The sequence below is a fragment of the Mucilaginibacter lappiensis genome (assembly GCF_050433765.1).
GTDB classification, from domain to species: domain Bacteria; phylum Bacteroidota; class Bacteroidia; order Sphingobacteriales; family Sphingobacteriaceae; genus Mucilaginibacter; species Mucilaginibacter lappiensis_A.
Genome location: NZ_JBNPWP010000019.1, coordinates 1 through 20,809 on the forward strand (window position 1 = coordinate 1; position 20,809 = coordinate 20,809).

General features: G+C 41.3%; 21 protein-coding genes. 11 read left to right on the plus strand and 10 right to left on the minus strand.

The features are described from left to right. Positions 1-628: 628 nt before the first annotated feature. A complete protein-coding gene (locus M2273_RS30470) occupies positions 629-1,159 on the plus strand; it encodes a hypothetical protein (RefSeq protein ID WP_429402141.1) in 531 nt (176 codons plus the stop codon). Between the two features lie 116 nt (positions 1,160-1,275). On the opposite strand, the gene M2273_RS30475 is transcribed toward M2273_RS30470, so the two are convergent. Next, complete coding sequence (locus M2273_RS30475; RefSeq protein WP_429402143.1) at positions 1,276-2,817, minus strand: serine hydrolase; 1,542 nt, start codon at positions 2,815-2,817, stop codon at positions 1,276-1,278. A gap of 140 nt (positions 2,818-2,957) precedes the next feature. Here M2273_RS30475 and M2273_RS30480 point away from each other — a divergent pair, with 140 nt between their 5' ends. Then, on the plus strand, positions 2,958-3,971 hold the full coding sequence (locus M2273_RS30480; protein WP_429402145.1) for a sensor histidine kinase: 1,014 nt from the start codon (positions 2,958-2,960) through the stop codon (positions 3,969-3,971). Next, a complete protein-coding gene (locus M2273_RS30485; protein WP_429402147.1) occupies positions 3,961-4,662 on the plus strand; it encodes a LytR/AlgR family response regulator transcription factor in 702 nt (233 codons plus the stop codon). Before M2273_RS30480 ends, M2273_RS30485 begins: the two co-directional genes overlap by 11 nt. 201 nt (positions 4,663-4,863) lie before the next feature. Here the strand turns inward: M2273_RS30485 and M2273_RS30490 are convergent, their stop codons facing one another. The 3 genes from M2273_RS30490 to M2273_RS30500 form a co-directional block, all read right to left on the minus strand. Next, positions 4,864-5,832 carry a c-type cytochrome gene (locus M2273_RS30490; protein ID WP_429402148.1) on the minus strand — a complete coding sequence of 323 codons (969 nt, stop codon included), beginning with the start codon at positions 5,830-5,832 and terminating at the stop codon, positions 4,864-4,866. A 36-nt stretch (positions 5,833-5,868) separates the two neighbouring features. Beyond that, positions 5,869-6,525: an NAD(P)-dependent oxidoreductase gene (locus M2273_RS30495; protein WP_429402150.1), complete on the minus strand. Its 657-nt coding sequence runs from the start codon at positions 6,523-6,525 to the stop codon at positions 5,869-5,871. Positions 6,526-6,602: 77 nt separating this feature from the next. Next, complete coding sequence (locus M2273_RS30500; RefSeq protein ID WP_429402152.1) at positions 6,603-7,199, minus strand: short chain dehydrogenase; 597 nt, start codon at positions 7,197-7,199, stop codon at positions 6,603-6,605. Between the two features lie 100 nt (positions 7,200-7,299). Here M2273_RS30500 and M2273_RS30505 point away from each other — a divergent pair, with 100 nt between their 5' ends. The 3 genes from M2273_RS30505 to M2273_RS30515 all read left to right on the plus strand — a co-directional run bounded on the left by M2273_RS30505 (position 7,300) and on the right by M2273_RS30515 (position 9,355). Beyond that, the gene (locus M2273_RS30505) at positions 7,300-7,644 is read left to right on the plus strand and encodes a winged helix-turn-helix transcriptional regulator (protein ID WP_429402154.1); all 345 of its coding nucleotides are present in this window, start codon (positions 7,300-7,302) and stop codon (positions 7,642-7,644) included. A 75-nt stretch (positions 7,645-7,719) separates the two neighbouring features. Then, a complete protein-coding gene (locus M2273_RS30510) occupies positions 7,720-8,277 on the plus strand; it encodes a Crp/Fnr family transcriptional regulator (RefSeq protein ID WP_429402155.1) in 558 nt (185 codons plus the stop codon). Positions 8,278-8,353: 76 nt separating this feature from the next. Next, on the plus strand, positions 8,354-9,355 hold the full coding sequence (locus tag M2273_RS30515; protein ID WP_429402157.1) for a zinc-binding dehydrogenase: 1,002 nt from the start codon (positions 8,354-8,356) through the stop codon (positions 9,353-9,355). A gap of 838 nt (positions 9,356-10,193) precedes the next feature. Here the strand turns inward: M2273_RS30515 and M2273_RS30520 are convergent. The 4 genes from M2273_RS30520 to M2273_RS30535 form a co-directional block, all read right to left on the minus strand. After that, the gene (locus M2273_RS30520) at positions 10,194-10,508 is read right to left on the minus strand and encodes a MoaF-related domain-containing protein (RefSeq protein WP_429402159.1); all 315 of its coding nucleotides are present in this window, start codon (positions 10,506-10,508) and stop codon (positions 10,194-10,196) included. Next, on the minus strand, positions 10,505-10,894 hold the full coding sequence (locus M2273_RS30525; protein ID WP_429402160.1) for a nuclear transport factor 2 family protein: 390 nt from the start codon (positions 10,892-10,894) through the stop codon (positions 10,505-10,507). Before M2273_RS30525 ends, M2273_RS30520 begins: the two co-directional genes overlap by 4 nt. A gap of 73 nt (positions 10,895-10,967) precedes the next feature. Then, on the minus strand, positions 10,968-11,252 hold the full coding sequence (locus M2273_RS30530; protein ID WP_429402162.1) for a hypothetical protein: 285 nt from the start codon (positions 11,250-11,252) through the stop codon (positions 10,968-10,970). 154 nt (positions 11,253-11,406) lie between these two features. Continuing rightward, positions 11,407-12,027 (minus strand): hydrolase, encoded by a 621-nt coding sequence (locus M2273_RS30535; RefSeq protein ID WP_429402164.1) that lies wholly within the window; start codon positions 12,025-12,027, stop codon positions 11,407-11,409. A gap of 654 nt (positions 12,028-12,681) precedes the next feature. Between M2273_RS30535 and M2273_RS30540 the strand changes: the two genes are divergently transcribed. After that, positions 12,682-13,329, plus strand: coding sequence for a Crp/Fnr family transcriptional regulator (locus M2273_RS30540; RefSeq protein WP_429402166.1), 648 nt, complete (start codon positions 12,682-12,684; stop codon positions 13,327-13,329). Between the two features lie 453 nt (positions 13,330-13,782). Here the strand turns inward: M2273_RS30540 and M2273_RS30545 are convergent, their stop codons facing one another. After that, positions 13,783-15,294: a family 43 glycosylhydrolase gene (locus tag M2273_RS30545; protein WP_429402168.1), complete on the minus strand. Its 1,512-nt coding sequence runs from the start codon at positions 15,292-15,294 to the stop codon at positions 13,783-13,785. 514 nt (positions 15,295-15,808) lie between these two features. After that, the gene (locus M2273_RS30550) at positions 15,809-16,684 is read right to left on the minus strand and encodes a helix-turn-helix domain-containing protein (RefSeq protein ID WP_429402170.1); all 876 of its coding nucleotides are present in this window, start codon (positions 16,682-16,684) and stop codon (positions 15,809-15,811) included. Positions 16,685-16,944: 260 nt separating this feature from the next. On the opposite strand from M2273_RS30550, the gene M2273_RS30555 reads away from it, so the two are divergent. From M2273_RS30555 to M2273_RS30570, 4 genes are all read left to right on the plus strand, one after another. After that, positions 16,945-17,271 (plus strand): DUF6616 family protein, encoded by a 327-nt coding sequence (locus tag M2273_RS30555; RefSeq protein ID WP_429402171.1) that lies wholly within the window; start codon positions 16,945-16,947, stop codon positions 17,269-17,271. Positions 17,272-17,609: 338 nt separating this feature from the next. After that, positions 17,610-18,017 (plus strand): SgcJ/EcaC family oxidoreductase, encoded by a 408-nt coding sequence (locus tag M2273_RS30560; protein ID WP_429402173.1) that lies wholly within the window; start codon positions 17,610-17,612, stop codon positions 18,015-18,017. Between the two features lie 654 nt (positions 18,018-18,671). Beyond that, entirely contained in the window at positions 18,672-19,682 is a 1,011-nt protein-coding gene (locus M2273_RS30565) for an aldo/keto reductase (RefSeq protein ID WP_429402175.1), read from the plus strand. Between the two features lie 18 nt (positions 19,683-19,700). Next, complete coding sequence (locus M2273_RS30570) at positions 19,701-20,741, plus strand: NAD(P)-dependent alcohol dehydrogenase (protein WP_429402177.1); 1,041 nt, start codon at positions 19,701-19,703, stop codon at positions 20,739-20,741. The last annotated feature ends 68 nt before the right edge of the window (positions 20,742-20,809 follow it).

A 20,809-nucleotide genomic window follows, 5' to 3' on the forward strand; every position in this document is an offset into this window, starting at 1 on the left:
AATTCCAATTTTATATACTACATGCATACTCAATTGACCAGAGTGGATTAGCCACTCCTGATCGATCCCTTTAACGAATTTTAAAATGAGCACCTGTGCTTAAGTTCAACCTTTTAGGAAAAGAAAGAAAACTGGCGAAGAGTAGTCGACCAAATTGGTTTTTCCATGCTGATCAGAGACGAACCAAAAACGGGGCGGAAGAGCCTGGGCCCGATCCCTATGCGTTGCTGCTGTCATCACTGATTTTCTGTACACTGGCGAGACTCAAGATATACATCGAACATAAAGGCTTAGTGATCAGCCATAGTGGTCGAGACCAATATGTTCCATAAGATAGAGAATAACGAGACCGTCATGCACATTGAACGCAGGATCAAATGGAGAACTTGCCGGATCTATATCTACACAAGGGCTGATTCGGATCGCCGAGAGCTGTCCTGTTAACCGGTGTTATGGCAACGATTATTTCAAGTTTACTAGCACCTACCGGTTTGGCGGTACAGAAGGGGCGGTTCGACAGTAACGGCAAGCGCAGCCGGAGAATAGCCGGGCCAGTTGGCCTGTATATGTAGCGTTTTTATTTAGCCATGCGTATATACTGCTATACATCACTGATTTTTAAATTTTTATGAACCTATATCAAAAAAACATGACCCTACGATCTGTAATGCTCATGCTCTTAACATTTGCCATACTCGCCGGTGGCTGTAAAAAGAAAGAATCAGCCGCTGACCCTTGTGACGGTTTGTTGAATGAAACGCCGCCCAGCATAATCATGGTCAAGTTTGTAGATAAAGCTACCGGACAAAACCTGATTGTTAGCGATAATATTAAGTCCAGCGACATTACCGTCATCAATAACAACACCGGCAAAGAATTTGCCAATTGGCGAATAGTCAGTCAGGGAGCTACGTCACCCTTTAACGGGATGCTGCAATTTTCTGTTTTCCATGAAACCGCCGGCCAATATCCTTATCAGATCAAACTGGCGGGGTTCGGAAGGGCAACACTTGCCTACACCGTTTCAAAAGTTGCAACCAATAATTTGTGTAAGCCAACCGCTTATCCTATTAGTAACATCATGATCATTGACCATCCCTTTACGGCATTTACGTATGATGGCAAAAGCTATCCGAATATATTGGTGGTGGAACTCTGATGTGGCCAAAACAATTTAAAGGAATTTTGCCAACTTAATAGTTAGCAGTATCTAATTCAGGGTTTAATTAGCCTTGCGAGCGTTAGAATTGCCTGTTCTACTTGTTGAAAAGCTACTTATTTAACACCATGTGCATTTAACAATTGGCTTAGCATTTTTTTACCATCCTCATTGCCAGGATTTAATGCTATTGATTTTTTATACATCAATATAGCTTCTACCTTTTTATTGCTGTCTTTTAGTAATTGCCCATAACTGTCATACGTATTAAAACTATCGGGAAAAATGAAAGTGGCCAGTTTAAATACTTCCAGCGCCATTTCGCGGTGGCCCGGGAATGATGACATGTAGAAAAGGTTATAACCCAGATCGTTCATTTCGCCTTCGTTTAAATAGTAGCCCGCTTTATCGGCCTTATTTGCATTAAAAACAGCAGCGGCATGGTCGGCCCCTTGTTTTACCAGCGCGGTGCCGTAAAGCGTTACTAACGACCTGCTGGTTCTGAACTCCATCGGCGGTTTGTTGTTCAATAATGATAATGCGGAGGTAATGAACCTTCCAAATTCGCTCCCCGCTGTGTTGTCAAAGCCGATAATGGTTTGATTTTTGGTGAGGTTATGCAGATAAAAGGTGGCCAGCCCGAACTTAAATCCACCATGCCCGACAGATTTGCCGAAAGAAGGCTGGTCAAAAATTTCCCAGCCTAAACCATACGTCATCTTTCCTTCGCCATCCATGGTGTCCATTCGGTGGTCGTAATACACAGTTCCGTTATTTAGCTTAACGGGTGTCATCGCTTCCTGCATAGTGCTTGTTTTCAGTAGTTTTCCTTTAAAATAAGCCAGGTCAAACTTCAGTATATTGGCTGTGGTGCTCATTACGTTCGCCTGTCCGTTGGTGCCGCTGTTATTATAAGTTAGGTATTTGAAACGTGCAATAGAATCAACCGTTATAAAAGTAGAATCATATCCCGGGTGTGGTTTCATTTGCGGTTGAGCAATCAAACCGTCGTCTTTTTGATAGAGAGAGATTACGTAAGTATCTTTCATCCCTGCCGGTGCGAAAATGTGTTTTTTGAGATAAGACGGGAAAGACATGTTGCTTAGCTTTTCAATTAGTAAGGCGAGTAAATTATATTCGGTATTACAATAACGAAATTCATTACCGGGTTTAAAATACAATCCGCGTTGCCATTTGGCCAATTCGGGTAATACATTGCGGTTGGTAATAACCGTATCCGGGAACTGTTTTACAAGATCTTCGAAGAGTTCGAGGTCCGGAAGGCCCGAGGTATGGGTTAGTAAGTGGCGGATCTTTACCTCCTTGTAGGGGAAACCGGGCAGATACCGAGCCACAGCATCATCAAGGTTAAATTTACCTTTGTCCCTCAATTGCAAAACAGCCGTTGCCGTTATAACCTTTGATATAGAGGCCAGGTTAAAACGGGATGCAGGCGTGTTTGGCGTTCGTGTGCGAAAGTTGGCATAGCCCGAAGAAAAGTTGATAATCGCCCGTCCCTCATCGGCCACTAAAATATTACCGTTATGCTGCCTGCGTTGCCCCAGTTCTTCAAAATAAGCATTCATTGTTTTTGGCTGCGCCTGCAGTAATGCCGGGCATAGCCACAGCAGGAACACAAAGAAAGATTGTAATTTCATAATCGTTTATTTTAAGTTGTAGCTAAAGTAAGTTGTAAGTAAATGCGAAACCGGAGACATCGTTCAACTGCCCAAACTCCTCGACAAACAGGCAAGTACTTCTTGTACAGGCGAACACAAATTGTGATAACTTTGATTTTATGAAGAAAAGGGTACCCTTGTTCTCTTTTGGGCTTTTTGTTTTTTACGCGCTGGTTATTGTCGCCAGGCAATTACCGGGATTGCTACATGGCCGCTTTTCTTTTGGCGAAGGTAGCCACAGCCCGGCCGAATGGTTACAGTTTGCAGGCGATATCCTGATCTATTATTTACTGGCGCTGGGCCTATACTTACTGCTATGCCGGTTTCATCCGGGCAGGCAATACCTGCAATTGATTTTTGGCGTGCCGATTATGTGTGTGGCGGCTTATTTTTCTTGCCTGTTTTGGACCAGGGCTTTTGAGGATGCGCCCGTGCGCATGAGCCGTTATTTTCAGCAGGTCATCATTCCTATCAGTGCGCAGGCACTCTTTGCTGCTATTTTTTACCTGGTCAGGTATGCGCAGTATAGAGAATTGCAGCAGGTAGAATTGCAGCTGCAAAACCGGCAGACTGAATTGTCTTTCCTGCGCTCGCAGATCAACCCGCATTTCCTGTTTAACCACCTCAACAACATTTACGCGCTGGTGTATGAGCAAAATGCGCAGGCCTTACCTGCCATATCCGGGTTATCGGACTTGCTGCGATATATGCTATATAACAGTGGTGAAACTGTTCTCTTAAGCACCGAGATCAGCTATATTGAAAAATATATCGCTTTACAACAGCTCCGGTTCGAGCATCCAACTATGATAGCGATAACAGAAGATTGCACTGATGAAACCGCTCATATTCCGCCTCTAATATTGATCCCGTTTATAGAGAACGCCTTTAAACATGGGCAGGTGAACGTAAAAGAAAACTGGCTTAAAATTGAGATTAACAGCGATCCACATCAGTTGAACTTCAGTTGTGCTAATGTAATCGGCATCCACAAAAAAGATATTACCGGCGGTATTGGCCTTAATAATGTAAAACAGCGGCTCAACCTGCTATATCCAAGCCTTCACCGGCTGGAAATTACCGAAGTTGATAACCTGTTCATTGTAAAACTGCAATTACACTATGGAAAATAACAGACTGATACGATGTATTGTGGTGGATGATGAGCATCCTGCAATCCGGTTGTTATCTGGATACATTAAAAGAGCGCCGGGGCTGGAACTTATACTACAAACAACAAGCGCGGCTGAAGCGCTTGAGGCCATCAGGAAAAAATCGGCGGATTTGATATTGCTGGATATACAAATGCCAGAGATCACAGGTATCGAGATCATGGAGTCGCTGAAAGATAACGAAGCTAAAGTGATACTCACCACAGCCTATGCAGAGTATGCGTTGGAAGGCTATAAGTATGATGTGATCGACTATCTGTTGAAACCCGTTACCTTCGAGCGTTTTTTGGTTGCCATTGCCAAGGCCAAACAACGCATTGGAGCACTACTGCCACAGCAATGCTCCGGCTATTTGCTACTGCGAACGGAATACAAAATTCAAAAGACGGATTTTTCTACCATTCTTTATATCGAAGGTTTGGGCGATTATCTGATCTTTTACCTAACCACAGGAAAATTGCTGACACTTGAAAGAATGAAGAATATTGAACAGGCATTACCCGGGGAGTGCTTTGCACGCATACATAAATCATACATCGTAAACATTAGTAAAATTGACTATTTTGAAAAAGCTAAGATCGTGATAGCCGGACAGCCTTTGCCGGTTGGCAATACTTTTAAAAATATTGTTAAGTTAAGATTGGGCTGGTAATACCGACTTATTTAAATATGTTTAATTTAACTTTGGAAACAATAAACGTATTTAGTTAGCGGTTACTAAAGGTTTCTGTAGTAATTCAGCTGGTACCAATTTGCTGTAAGCCGCCAATTTGCCATCGGCAAATAATAACAGGTGGGTAACTTGCTGATCTTATGATCCTGATCCAAAACTACGAATTTTGCTCCGCAGCTTTCAAAACTTTTGAAACGCAACAACCTGATTCTTGATCGGTTTAACTGTTCTTAGATAAGCATAGATTGCCGCAAGATCATTGGCCTTCATTCCAGCATACAAATACCATGGCATTGGTATTTGCGGATCGCCGGGGCTGAGTTTAGCAGCTTGCTTTTCTTTGCCTTCAAAGCTTTTAAATCGTTGGATGAATATATCTTTACTCCATGATCCAATACCGGTTAGCTTATCCGGTGAGATATTTGCAGAACGTACAACACGGCCTTGCTGCTTAAATTCCATTCCACCGCCAAACTCTGTCCCAGGGATGATATCCCCGTGATATCTTTTACTATGACAATCTACACAACCGGCGGCGTTAACAAGGTAAGCGCCATACTTGATAGTATCCTTCTCCGATGGTAACTTACCCAAATTGGCCTTATGCGGCATGGTATTAATGATAAAATTGACCGGGAAGTCAATTTCTGACGCCGGTATGTCTTTTTTAATTGCAGGAATTGAACGCAAATAAGCAATGATGCTATATACGTCTTCTTTATCCATCTGCCCTATATGATCCCAGGGCATTAGTGGAAAGATTGCTTTGCCAAATTTGTTCTCCCCGGTAGTTAGCGCCCTGAATATTTCGCCATCTGTCCAACAGAGTAATTTATAGGGAGTTATGTTAGATGCGTAAAACTTGCCGGGAAGACCCATCTGCTGATCAAACTTTTCGCCTCCGGCTCCAAAGCCGCCCACCACCGGGCCTCCGTACAAACGCTGGTCCCTGGTGCTGTGGCAGTCCATACAAACAGTAACGTGGTTGGCTAAATAATCGCCGCGTTTTATCCGTTCTGCTGTGCGTTCTATTTTAAGCTGAGGTGCCGCGCCTGTGTCTGGTAGTGCTACCTTTACATAAGTGCCGGCGACAGCCACGATTACCAACAAACCGAGTAGAATAAATCCAATTACTTTTATTGCTTTCATACCATGCTAATTTTGTGATTGCATCTTCCCACCTTATTAATTTTCAGAAATAGTTGGGCTTTTCCTATCGTACTTATCGGATTTCACGATATCAACAATGAATTTAGCTACACTTTGCCTGCTGATATATAAACTTGGCTTAGGGAAGTTATTAAAACTCACCTTTAAAGTTTTTACCTTATTGGAATCATTTAAGGCAACAGGCCGTACAGCCGTCCAGTTTAAGTCTGAATTGGCTAATAGTTTTTCCTCTACTTCGTGTTCCGCGTAAACAGGGCCCATGTTGGTATATTTAATTAACCATCTGAGCCAAAAAGGGATTTGTTTTTTGGTGTCCCCAACACCCCACGCAGAGATAGTAATTAATCGTTTTACGTTTTGTTGACCCGCTTCGGCAATCGCATTTTTTATGCTTTCAGATATGAAATTTTTGGCGGTTATTAATTTAGACCAGGGAGCATCTGAGGCTCTGACGATACCCAAAGCACTTATGATCAGATCACAGCCTTGCATTGCAGCCGCCAAATCTGGGCTCCGGGTAGGTGTTCCCTGAAATACGTTAATAGATTTTGAATTAAAGGATATTTTGCTTTTATCTCGTACTAAAACATTTAAATCATAACCTTGCTTTAGTGCCTCTTCAACAATAAGGCGACCGGTTCTACCGGTAGCCCCTAAAATGAGTATTTTCATAATTTTTATTTTACTTGTTTGTAATTCAATTATTGAATACAAACCATTTTTTAAATTCTTTAATTTTTGAGTGCATGTTACAACACTTTATAGATCTGACCGGTTTGTCCGCCCAAAGCGCTTTTGACATAAGCCTGGGTAACCCGGCTCATGGTAACCGGAACGTGTCCAGGGAAATATGAAAAATAGGCTGTAGATTCTTCAACAATATCAGGACCGACCGCATTGATACGCACCCCATTCTCCAACTCTATTGCTGTGCCCTTTACAAAGCCATTGATTGCTCCATTCATCGTACTGATGTTTGCCCCCATTACAATCGGGTCATCGGCTAAAGCACCTGATGTTAAAGTAAACGACCCTTTCGGATTAATATAATGCTGGCCAATTAAGACCAGGTTAACCTGGCCCATCAATTTACTGTTAATGCCAATCCTGAAATCAGTATCCTTCATACTTGCTAAAGGCCCGAACTGCGCGTCCCCGGCAGCGCAAATTAAGGCGTCGAATTTACCGACCTGTTTGTAAAAGTTTTCTATGGACTCGATTGATGATATGTCTACCTGAATATCAGAATTTTTTGAACCTGCCTTAATTACTTCATGGTCGTTTTGTAATGCGGCGGTTACGTGTTTTCCAATGGTACCGGTGGCACCTATAATTAAAATTTTCATTTTCATTTTTTTAACAAAATTGATCCAAAACTTTACCTTTGTCAAGTAATGGCACATTTGTCAAGTATTGACATTAAAGACACTAATACACACTATTAGCATGTTAGCAGAAAAAATAATTGAAAAAAAAGTAGAGCTGGATTGTGATTGCTCAATAATAGGATCAATCAATATCATAAGCGGCAAGTGGAAACCCGTTATTATCTGGATGTTACTATCAGGCCCCAGGCGATTTGGTGAACTCCATAAAGGAATTCATGGTATAGCACTAAAAGTATTATCCCGACATTTAAAAGAACTGGAGGCTGACGGTATCATTAATCGAAAGGTATATGCGGAAGTGCCGCCGAAGGTGGAGTATACACTCACTGAAAAGGGGATGTCCCTCAACGACGTGATGCAGCTATTAGCAGAATGGGGTAAAAAGAATGTAGTAGCTGAATAAGACATTTTAGTTTATATCAAAGAATAACTTTTATTTAGCGCTTAGATGAATAGCAGGGAATCGCTTTTAGCATTTATGAGTTCCGCATTTCCTTTGAATGATAAGGAAATCGGCGAACTATGTGCTTTATTTGCCGAACGCAGGATTAAACGGCGGGGCTTTATTCTGCACCAGGGCGATGTATGTAAGCACTTTACCTTTGTGGTATCTGGCTGTGTAAAAATGTATGCCATTGACCGCGCGGGGAAGGAACATAACCTGGATTTCGCTATCGAAAGTGAGTGGATCAGCGATCTGTCAAGCTTTTATGCAGAAAAGCCCGGCAACGTATTTGTTGAAGCGGTAGAACCATCAGTTATTTTGCAGATTAGCCGGTCTGATTTGATTTATTTGTATGCCAATTACCCTAAATTAAACAGTACTTTCCGGATAATTATTGAGCGTAAATATATTGATCTGCAAAACCGTGTTCTTCAAAATATCAGCGCAACCGCCGAAGATCGCTACATCGGTTTTGTAAACAGGTCACCTTTGCTGGCGACACGTTTACCCAATACACAGGTTGCTTCTTACCTGGGAATTACGCCGGAGTTCCTGAGCAAGGTCAGGAGCGAACTCGCGCATAAACGTTGAACCCTTAAACTAGATTAAGGGTATTTCTTAAGCTTGTTCATTGGCTGCCTAAGCGCATTCACCTGACATTTGTTTTATGAAAACAACAATGAAGGCGTTGGTACTTTTAAACGGAAATTTAGAAGTACAGGAAGTACCCAAACCCCAAAAGGCCGAACCAGGTCACGTGATCGTTAAGATAGAAGCATCCACAATCAATTCGGGCGATAAGTTTTTTCTGAAATATCCTACACCTGCAGGAACTGTCAAAAGTCTTTATGATATCAGGGGCGTATCCGGCGCGGGTGCAGTGTTAAATGCCGGGGATGACGTACCTGGGGAATTTCAGGGGAAGAATGTAGCATTTTACCGGCAGTTGAAATACAGCGAAAACATAGTGGGCGCATGGTCGGAATTTGCACAGGTACATTATCTGGACTGTGTGATTTTGCCTGAAAATGCCGTAACCGAAGCCTATTCAGGTTCTGTAGTGAACGTAATAACTCCTTACGCCTTTTTAAAGCAGGTTACAGCTGAGGGGCATAAAGGTATTATCAGCACTGCGGGCAATTCGGCAACAGGTATCGCACTATTAGGCTTTTGCCTGGCTTATGATTTTCCACTCATTTCTGTTGTAAGAAATGAAAACGGAAAGAATGAATTACTGGCCCTTGGTGCTAAAAATATCGTGGTTCAAAGTGATGCTGATTTCGATCAGCAGCTTACAGCCCTTGCAGCTGAACTTTCGACGACGGCCATTTTTGATGGTGTGGGCGGGCAGATCTTAAACAAGTTACTACCTTTAATTCCAAGAGGTTCGGTGATCTATTCTTACGGATTTATCTGCGATAGCGTGCCCTTTAGTTTTCACACCAGCTTATTAGCTGTAAAAAATGTCAGTATTCGGCCTTTTGCCAATACCAGTACTGAGACCGTTAAAAACTCAAATAAATTAGCGGAGGCGTTGAAAGAAATTGGCCAACTGATTCATCAACCTCATTTTAAAACCAAAATCGGGGAACGATTCAAGTTAGAAGAGATCAATGAAGCGATCAGCTACGTATCGGAAAATGGCGGGAAAGCAGTTTTAAAACCCTGAGGATGGAGGATTCCCAGACTGGGTAGAATTCGAACTGCTTGATTGACCAATTGAGAAAAATAAACGAATTAGAGATACTGGAGCGATACTATGAGATTTAGTGATTTTAAACGCTTTAGGAGAAATATACCTTCGTTTGGAAAGTTCACCTACGAAATATATTATTACATCCGGTATGCCATCGTCCCTGATTTGCTTACAATCTTCAGGGGGTTGCATACATCCGCCAAAAAGGGTTGAGCGACCTTTGAGTTATGGAAATAAAACAAATTGCATGGGGCAGCCAAGGTTTGGTTGTCCCCATCATTGGGTTGGGTTGTATGGGCATGACCGTTTTTGGGGCATTTCTCGAGAAGAAGTTATCGCTGAAGTTTGTTGTTAGGAGAGGGAGAATTCAGAACCATCATTCTAAAGTATTTGTTATCAAAAACTTAGGTTTTAAAAAGCGCCTTACTCTACGATTGACGTAATGAGCAAAATCTCTAATAATTATCCCATTTTAATAGAGAAATTGGACATTCCGGGAGGCTTGACCACCTTATTCCGAAAACTGCAAACAGGTAGTACCGTAACACTTAGATCAAATTAATTCATTGACTGTTAATTGCGAAATTCCATATTACAAACACAACTCAATGCTCTGAGGCGCACGGAATCGGATGGTATAGCTACTCAGAATATCCAATCAGATACCTTTTTGTCGCCGTATTAATTTGTGGCATACCGCCATTGCAATGCTTCTATTAATTCCAATCTTTTTTGCTTTAAATTTTTTATTTATAACAACTGTAAGATCTGCGACCGAACAATTTTAAGATCTGTGTTATGACTTTTGATCTTATATAGGGCTTATCGTTCCCTTCATCGTATAAAAGCTACCGTCCGGCAATGTTGCATTGCTATAAAGGATCCCATTTTCATGGTCTTCAATATGTGTTACGGTCGCACCTGTAGCCTCATTCCAGGCTACCATATAGACCTGCGGACGTATCTCAGCAATCGCGATTTGTACTTTCTCGGTATGCCCTGGTTCTCCTGGCCCGCCACCTTCCACAATTTTGAAGGTTAATGAATCATCCGACTCGAAAAATAGCTCAGCCTTGAACGCTCCCAGATCAGCCAGAAACCTGTTGCCTGTTAAATTATTTTTCATTTTCCGGAGTTGATCAAATTGAATGATGTCATCGGGTTACCGCTCGCCGTTTTTTCGGCAGGCACTTCTTCCTGAACGACGTCCCAGTGCTCTGCTATTTTCCCGTTTTCGAACCTGAAGATATCTACTACGATCAATGGCACCGGGCCCCAACCATGCACTTGGCTGTGCGCTAATACAAGGTCATTTGATTCTATGAAGATGCCTGGAACCCACTCGAAGCCCGGTTCAATGTGCAGAAGAATATCCTTTAATCCCTGATGACCGTTGATCATCGCTGGATTGTGCTGTACATATGATTCGTGCCAGTAACGTCCAATCGCATTGATATCCCGGTCAACGAAAAATTCTTTCATTGCCTTTAATACAATTTCTTTATTCGTCATTTTTATAGGTTATATATTTTGTGCTCTTTATATTTAATATTATTCTCTTTGATCTAGTGATGCAATTGTTTTCTTAATTATCAAGAAAGACATAAAGCGACTTGATCTTGCCATTCTCAAAATGGGCGATGTCCATTCCCGTTGCAACGGGGGACTGACCTTCAGGACCCGCTCCCCAGATCAGCCTGCCGATACTGTTATTGATGATCACCGGTTTGAGTTTGGTGAATACAAAATTTGAGGGCAGGATCTTTTGTGTGGCCGATACGCTGATATTGATCGCATCAAAACCTGTAACCTGATCTCCTACGTGGTAAAGATTTGCGGTCGTGCTGTAAATTCTTTCGATGGCCTTCAACCTGAGGCAGGATCTCTTTCATTCCAAACCTGGTTAAGGTTATCTTCCATCATGATGGCTGCTTCGTCGGTCATATTTTAATAGTAGCTGTGATTGTGTGATCGGATAAAAAAAGCAACACCCCGGATAGTTCAGGATGTTGCTTTTCCATTTGTTATTGCGCTGCTGGTACAGGTGTAGCCAATAGCTGCAGTTCCCAGGCATATGCTACCCCGCTTGCGCCGGCATGCTCCATCATGAGACCAGCCGCTTGGCCTGCGGTCTCGGTACGGGCCCAGTCGCGTTGCCATTCAGAGGCAACAGCCAGCCAATTGATCGGCGTTATGCCATGCGCTTCCATACGGCGTACGGCCATATCGTGAGCTTCTTTTGAGACCGACCCGGAGGCATCTGTTACCACGAATACATCGTATCCTTCACCTGCTGCCTGGATCGCTGGCATAGCCACACAAACTTCTGTCCACAGACCTGCTATGATCAGTTGTTTGCGGCCGCTTGCTGCTACAATGTCGGTAACAGCAGGGTCCTGCCAGGTATTAATGAAAGTACGGTTGATGGGTTTCTGTTCAGGGAAGACTTCCTGGATCTGTTTAATGATCAAACCACCGCGTTCTTCTATAACTGTGGTCAGAATGGTCGGTACATTAAAAATTTTCGCTGCTTTGGAAAGACCTGTCACAGCGTTGATGACCATCGTGGGCTCGTGGCTGTTCAGGTTTGTGAACTGGAAAGGCTGGTGATCGATCAATACTAAGATACTGTTTTCCGGAGTCAACAGGGCTTCAAGGCCTGTTTTTGCAATTTTTGACATGTTGTTGATTTTATATGATTATTTATTGAAATGAAATGGGCGGGTATCAAAGGAGGCCGATCCGCGATCAAAATTCCGCTCCTGGCCGTCCGTTAGGCGGGCGGTCTTCCTGAAGTTTTGAAAAGCAGTTAGGTGATTTATAAAAGATGTATTCGAAAATTTCCCCGATCCTCTTTGCATGATACTTTGTTTTTAGATAGACAAAAGCAAAGTTCCGCCAAAGTGAAAAAGAGAAAGATGATATATGACGAAAAAAAAAGTAGACAAATGTCTATGGGTTTCGGGGGAGGCGTATTTCAGATTTCGGGTATCTTATTGATCCTGTGGATGCTCCCATTACCGGGTCGTCCAATGTTGTGATCGGTAAAGGCTGCTTCCGGACGCGGAGGCGGATCGTGAATACCAGCATTTGTTTATTTTATGCACCCGCAATTTGCAGGTCCTGAGTTCCGGAAAAGGGAGCTGTTTTTCTATCTTCAATAGTTGATGAGGCGTACCACAACCGATCATTGTGGGACATCAACCGGAAATTGTTGACGTATATTTTTAATGTCATCCATTCAGTTGCGGTGTCGTATAGAGGGTTGTACCGGGCGAAATGCGTAATAAATCATATATTTGTTTAAACAAACACTGAATATTAAAAACATATTTAATATTATAAAGATCCGCGAGGTTATTATGTACGAGGCTTTTTTTGACTACCTTAAAAAATATGATTCTGAACCCCTTTCAGAAGATGAAAAGGTGCTGCTCAAACAAGCCTTCATTCCATCCAAATTAAGAAAAAGGCAATATTTGCTGCAGGCGGGTGATCAGTCCAAATATTTTGCGTTTATCGTAAAAGGAGCCATGCGACAATATACGGTGGATGATAAAGGTAATGAACATATCGTGAGGTTGGGTGTGGAAGGCTGGTGGATGGGTGACCGTGAAAGCTGGGCGATGCTTTCTCCGAGCCTTTATAATATCGATGCCCTGGAGCATACCGAAATGCTTTTGATCAACAGGGATAATACCCTCCAACTAATAAAGAAAGTTCCTGCATTTTGTGAAATGATACACCAGCTTGATGAGAGAAATAATATTGCAAATCAAAGAAGGCTGACTTCATCTATAAGCTCCACTGCAGAAAAACGCTATACTGATTTTATCGCCTGTTATCCCGAACTGTTAGAACGTTTTCCTCAGCATATCATCGCGTCTTACCTTGGTATCACAAAGGATACCCTAAGCCGCGTTAAACGTCAGCTCCTGCAAAAATAATACCCCCTTTGACTCTTTATCTTAGTAAGTAGACATTTGTCTGAAGATTCCGCATTCACTCAATGACATCAGAATAAACGAAATTGGGAAGAACCGATAACTGCAAATATGAAGGTGTTGGCATGAAAAATGGTGTCAGCTTTTTAGTTAACACCATTTCCCGTTTACCTGTTTTTTTTCAAGCGCTGCCATTTTTCCAGGGCTTCCTTTTGAGATTAATTATCAGTGTGTCAATGAAAGATCTAATTTTAAACTCTACGAATAGCGCTATGGTCACAAACCTTATTTTTTTCAAATAGAAAACATATTCCAACAATGGTAGGAGAGAGGGTAACTATTGAAGGAAAACAAGCGTGATCCCGCTGGGATAATTTGTGATCCTTTTGCGACACATTATATGTTTTGATGACAATCTAATTTATTGTTGAATTGTTATTGAAATAGATGCTATTCCTATTTAATGGGTTTGTAAATAAAATTCTTAAATGTAACTGCTCCGTTACCTATAGAACAGAGCCCAAGTTTTAAGCTCACAAAACCACCGAGGACATTATGGTTATAGCTAGACACTTCGACCGAATTCTCTATCTTAACCCATTTTTTTCCATCAACGCTGTAAAACATATCCACGGTGCTATTGATGTTTTTAAGGCGAAGAAATACATGTCTTTTTATGACTGACCGTACGGTTGGGAACTGCCAGCCCTTAAGATTAGCTAGTATATTTTCCTTATCTGCCAATATACCCGAATAGGTGTTGCCGTTATAAAACAATACAAGGCCACCTATTGCCTCGCCTTCCATTTGCAGTTCTACTTGTGCGACATAAGAATGGCTGGAAGGGACGAGCAGTAACGGCGAACAATCGGCAACCGAATTGCCTTTCGCGTTGACGCTTAGACGTTTATCTGCCACACTAAACCGACTGGTGTCGTAGCCGCCAAAAAAACCCCACTGTGGTTTCAAAGTATTGCCGTCAAAATTATCATTTAATGACAAAGAGCTGGTTGAATTAGCTTTTAAAGGGTTTTTAATTGGCCGGTCAGTTTTGACATCATCAGGTATTTTATACCAGCCATCGGCGGTCCATTCAACTGGTTCCAACAATGTTTGCCTACCCATATTATAAAACCCCTTTTCGTAGGCATGAAAAACCATCCACCATTTCCTATTGGCATCTTCAAACAAAGTGCCGTGCCCTTTTGACCACCACTTTTCCGAACTTCCCTTTGTCCTGATGATAGGATTATAAGGAGAATTCTCCCATGGTCCAAAAGGCGACTTAGAACGTGCCGAAACCACCATATGGCTCGTGGCAGGTCCGGCTGTTCCCCCTTCAGCCACCGTTAAATAATAATAATCACCGCGTTTAGCCATTTTCGGACCTTCCATACAGAAACATTCGATTGACCATTCAGTGGGTATTTTCCATCCATCATACACATGCTTGATCTCGCCGGCAACAGAAAGTCCATCATCCGACAAGGGAACATACCCGCCATTGTTAAAATACAAATAACGTTTGCCCCGGGCATCAATGAAATGACCTGGATCGATATAATTTATTTTGAGTTCTACAGGGTCGCTCCATGGTCCTGCAATTGAGTTGGCCGTTACCACGTAATTTGTATTATTCGCAGGGAAATAGATATAATATTTGTTCTTGTATTTAATCAGGTCTGGTGCCCAAACAGACCCTACATATTTTTTTAAGGCGTGCGTTACCGGCGTCCAGTTAATCAAATCACTTGAATGCCAAATTAATAATCCCGGATAGGATTCGAACGATGAATGCACTATATAATAGTCTTTACCATCACGCAATATACTCGGGTCAGGATAATCGCCTGCAAAAATCGGATTCAAATAATATCCATTGCTCTTAACATTGACATCAGTTTGAGCTTGCGCAGCTAACAGACGTGGCAGTAAAACAATTATCGCTATAATGATAATTCTGGTCATATTCTTTAATATAAAAGATCTTGTTTTAGGATCTGTAAATACAATCTTATAATCTGATTGTTAGTTTTGAGCGAAAGAACCGACGAAATTCTAAAAAGCACTTCAAATGTCATTTGAAAATTGAATAGAGAATTACCGCAAATTACTGAAAATTTCGAACCGCACAATCGATTAAAGGTTATTTGGACACTTATAAAACAGGCTACACAGTTGGATTAACTGCCTAATGGATTTTTTAATCATATTCCCGAACCCAGTAATCGCTGGATGCCTTAATAATATGGGTGTTAAGTACGATTTTTACACTGATTACCAATCTATCATCTTTGCAAAACCAGTCAGTTCCAGTCCATCGAGAATAAAGCCAGCTTTCACCTGAGTTTCTTACAAAAGCGTTAGTGTTCATCGAAAGCTATCTCGGGTTTCTTAGAACTTTATTGGAAATCCTTTCGGGTGCTGGAGTTTCCTCGACACCAGGGTTTCGCCGTTGAACGAAGTCCCTGAGGCAATGTTATCAAGATTGTTTATCACGGTATTGCTTTGGTGTCATCCCCACATACTTTCTGAATAGACGTACAAAGTAGTTCGGCGTTTCAAATTTTAATTGATTGCTGATCTCCGCAACTGATAAACTGGTATAGCTGAGTAAGTTTTTCGCTTCTTGAATAACCCTGCTAAGTATAAACGATTTGGACGTAGACCCTAAATACTCTTTCGTCATCCTGTTTAAGTAATTAGCCGTTATGAAAAGCTTATCAGCAAAGAACCGAACATCATGTGATTGTAAATAGTGCTCATCTACCAGCTTTACGAAGGCCTGGATATGCCTGTTGGCCTGTTCTTCTTTCGTGACTGTATCGATCGTCTTAACAGGTACAGGCTCTGCCCGTTCAAGCAGCGCCAGGATCAGATAGACCAATGCCCTGAGAACATGCTCACTGCTGCTAACGCCCAGTTGGATTTCATTGTTTATTTGCTTCAAATGAGCTACAACGGTTTTAAAGAGTTTTTTGTTAAGCCGCAACAACGGAGAAGTACGACCATGTTTCAGATACCTGAATTTGTTGATAAACTGTTTGTCGTTGAAGAATGAAAACAGAAATTCTTCTTCAAATAGCAACACATAGCCTTGCATTGCGGTATGGTTCGGCCAACTCCAGATCTCACCAGGAATAGAACAGATCACATCCCCTGATCTGACATGCAATTCAGTTTGATTAATAAAAACTTTCTCATTTCCACTGGTTATAAAAGTCATATCATAATAAGTAAGCCTGTGGATGGGCTCTTTTTCTATGTACCTATTGATTTCAGAAATCGGAACAATATCTATCAGTAAAGTTTTACCATATTTTTCATTGACAAAATTATACTGAACTATTGATTTCATAACGATTAAGATAAACAGATTTTTTAGCAATTCTCACTCATAATTTATGACAGTGAGCAGCACCCAGGATATTTGACCGGTATCAAACATCTTGATCGATCAATACAAAAGCACCAATAGTGACATTAATGGCACGATTTGTCTAGCTCATACTATTTTGACTGCCTATACCTTTGTCAGCAGCTAATCAAGTATCCAACTATTAAGATTGAAATTACTTAGATCAGTATCATTTAACAAAATTATTAAACAATAGCATTATGAAGTATTTTATCGAACTTTTTACACCCACACAAGCCTGGCTCGATCTAAGCAAAGAAGAAAGAGCCGCTTACCTTACTCACGTAAACGACTCTTCGAAGGGACTGATGGATCAAGGTGTAGTTATAGTTAGCATGAGCGAAAATGACCAGGACACCCTTCATCGTGCCGGTTATAATTTCTTTGTCATCTGGACAATTCCAACTGACGATCTTGCAGATGCAGTTCAAAAGCTGATGGTAAGTGAAGGATGGTTTAATTACTTTGATCAGTTAAATTTAAAAGGCGATTCTACAGATATTTTTGAGAAACTGATTAATATCTAATCTGAAAAGTCGGCAGGGCATATGGGTGTAAAATTTGCTGTGGTGCTAGCTACGGAAGTAACTGTTATCAGCACTTCGCTGAACAAGAAAAGCTACAAAAGAATTGGGTGCGCACCATTTTGTAGTGTCCAGAGAGGAACAACAGATGAAATCTGTATTCCACACGTTCAAGGTTATTTTATATACTGTTGCTGTTACCTTGTACTTTTATTTCTTTATGAGGCTTCAGTTCCGGGTTGGACAATTAGCAATGTCCTGCCTGCAAAAAGCACTTGTCATTTTGTAAAATATCTGCATCCTCTCCTTTCTTAAATATTTATAATCAATAAAACTGAAAAATGAAAAATCTTTTATTAATAATCTACTTTTTGCTTAGTGTTTATAGCTTGTCCGCACAACAGAATACTGCTGATGCAAGAGCTATCAAAACCATTGTACAAAAACAGGAAGACGCATGGAATCAAAGTAAGCTTGTTGAAATAGGTATTGCGTATTTCGCAGAGGATGCCACTCTTATTAATTTTTCGGGAATGTTTTGGAAAAGCAAAGCGGAAATAATTCAAAATCTTAGCAGAATTAATGCAGATGTCTTTAAACATACTTCTATCAAGAATGAAATAAAAGAATTAAGGTTTATCACAAACGATGTAGCTATAGCAAATATACAGGAACAATTTACTGTGGAGGAAGATTACACAAATGCGGGGCGACAATACAAGAAGGGTGACAGAAACTATAACTTATAACATATGTTTTTGTGCGGAAAAATAATGAATGGCTAATTACATCAACACAACTTACATCGATAAATCAATTCATTTCACCACATCAATAGGTTGAATGCTATTCACCTGTTGTTTTCAGTTGGTGGTAGTGATATAGCCCCCTAAAGATCTGGACTAAATTATAAATTCAATTTAGTCATGGAAATTTAAGTCATGGCAAAATCAAGAAGGAGTTTTTCAGTTGAACAGAAACTTCGAATCATCCAGGAAGCTGAACAGACTGTTGTCATGCCGACGCTTTGTAAAAATAGCCTTGCACAGCGGCAATCAATCAGAGAGGAATTGATCTTCGAAGCCCCAGTATCACAAGGTAGATCCGGAACTCAAAGCCCTTCACGATGAAAACGCCAGTCCAAAAAAAATCATCGGAAACCAGGCGTTAGAACCGGAGTTCAAAACCTTATTGCCTACCCAGCTATTTTTTTCTCGTAGAAACGAGGAATTCCGTACGGGTAAACAGAGGTATGCACAACTTGGATATCGTTCGTTAATGGCTTAAAAAGGACGATTAACCCACCGAAAGAAAAAGATTTTTTGGATACAACCTTATGTGATTTGGATACTTTTAATCAGGGTGCATGACATAGCTTTGTTATAAATAAAAATAACGAATCTATGAGCAACATTAAAGAAGTGAATTTGGGCAGTCAGGGACTTACTGTACCAACGATTGGTCTGGGCTGTATGGGTATGACCACGGGGTTCGGTGGAGATATATATGGAAAAGCAGATGAACAAGAAGCGATTGCTACCATTCATCGCTCATTGGAATTGGGCGGTAGTTTTTTGGACACGGCAGATATATATGGTCCTTTTCTAAACGAACGACTAATTGCAAAAGCCATCAAAGGCAATAGAGAGAAATACATTATAGCCACAAAATTCGGGTTTGAAATTGACGATAATGGACAAGCAACTGGCGCATTCAATGGCAGTAAAAATTATGTAAAAAAAGCCGTAGAGCGTTCATTGAAAAACCTTGGCACGGATTATATTGACTTGTATTACCTGCATCGATTGGACACCAATACGCCAATTGAAGAGACCGTAGAAGCGATGGGCGAATTGGTAAAAGAAGGAAAAATAAAATATATAGGTCTTTCGGAAGTAGGTTCTGAAACCATCAGAAAAGCACACCAAGTTCACCCGCTTACGGCAGTACAATCCGAATACTCCTTGTTTGAGAGGGAAATTGAAGAATTGGGCATTTTGGATACGCTGAAAGAGTTAGGCATCAGTCTAATTGCCTATTCACCAGTAGGGAGAGGGTTTTTGAATGGCGAAATACAAAAGCCTGAAGATTTTAACGAAAATGATTTCCGAAAATTTATACCCAAATATCAAGGTGAGCAATTTTACAAGAATGTAGAGTTGGTAAATGAAATTAAAAAAGTAGCAGTCGAAAAAAATATCACTTCTGCACAATTGGCTATTGCCTGGGTTATTGCCAAAGGACACACGCCAATTCCGGGGACAAAACGCGTGAAATATGTGCAAGAGAATATAGCAGCGGCAGGCATTTCTCTAACACAAGAAGACCTGAGCCGCTTAGAACGTATTATCCCTTTGGGAACAGAGACAGGCGCAAGATATGATGCGCAAAGTATGAAAGGCGTAAACGTATAAATCTTCGACAAATAAAATATGATACCAGCAAAAGGATATGCCGCACAACGTGCGAATGAAAAATTAGCACCTTGGGAATTTGAAAGACGGGAATTAGGAACTCATGATGTGCAGGTTCAGATATTGTACACTGGCGTTTGCCATTCCGACCTGCACCAGATTACCGGTCATTGGGGCGATGCGATTTTCCCACTTGTACCCGGACACGAAATTGCCGGTAAAATAATTGGCGTGGGAAGCCACGTCAAAAAATTCAAAGTTGGCGATTTGGCAGCAGTAGGCACTATGGTTGATTGTTGCAGAACCTGCGAAGATTGCAAAACCGGACATGAACAGTTTTGTCAGGTAGAGCCGGTTTACACTTATAACAGCGTGGGCAAAGATGGCAAACCGACTTATGGAGGCTATTCTGATACGATTGTTGTAAATGAAGATTTCACTTTCCACGTTTCCGAAAAACTGGACTTACCCGGTGTAGCACCATTACTGTGTGCCGGTATTACCACGTGGTCGCCACTGCGTAAATGGAAAGTAGGCAAAGGACACAAGCTGGCAGTTGTAGGATTGGGCGGTTTAGGCCATATGGGTGTGAAATTTGCTGTCGCGCTAGGTGCGGAAGTTACCGTAATCAGCACGTCCCCGAACAAGGAAGAAGCTGCAAAAAAATTAGGTGCGCACCATTTTGTGGTGTCAAAAGATGAAGACCAGATGAAATCCATATTCCACACGTTCGATTTTATTTTGGACACCGTTGCCCAGGATCATGACATCAACCCTTATCTGGCAGCACTAAGAACAAATGGTACTTATATCAATGTTGGCTTGCCACCAAAACCTTGGGTAATATCCTCTTTCGCTGTGGTGGTAGGGAATAAATCCATAACCGGTTCTGGTACAGGTGGGCCTGCAGAGATACAAGAAATGCTTGATTTCTGTGCCGAAAATAATATTGTTGCGGAAATAGAATTGATAGACATTAAAGACATTAACGAAGCCTTCGTTCGTATGGAAAAAGGTGACGTTCTTTACCGCTTTGTTATAGATATGGCTACGCTTTAATAATGGATACAACATCTGTACACTTTTAATATGCTTGGCCAGTCTAATTCTTTTCAAAATTTTTTTAA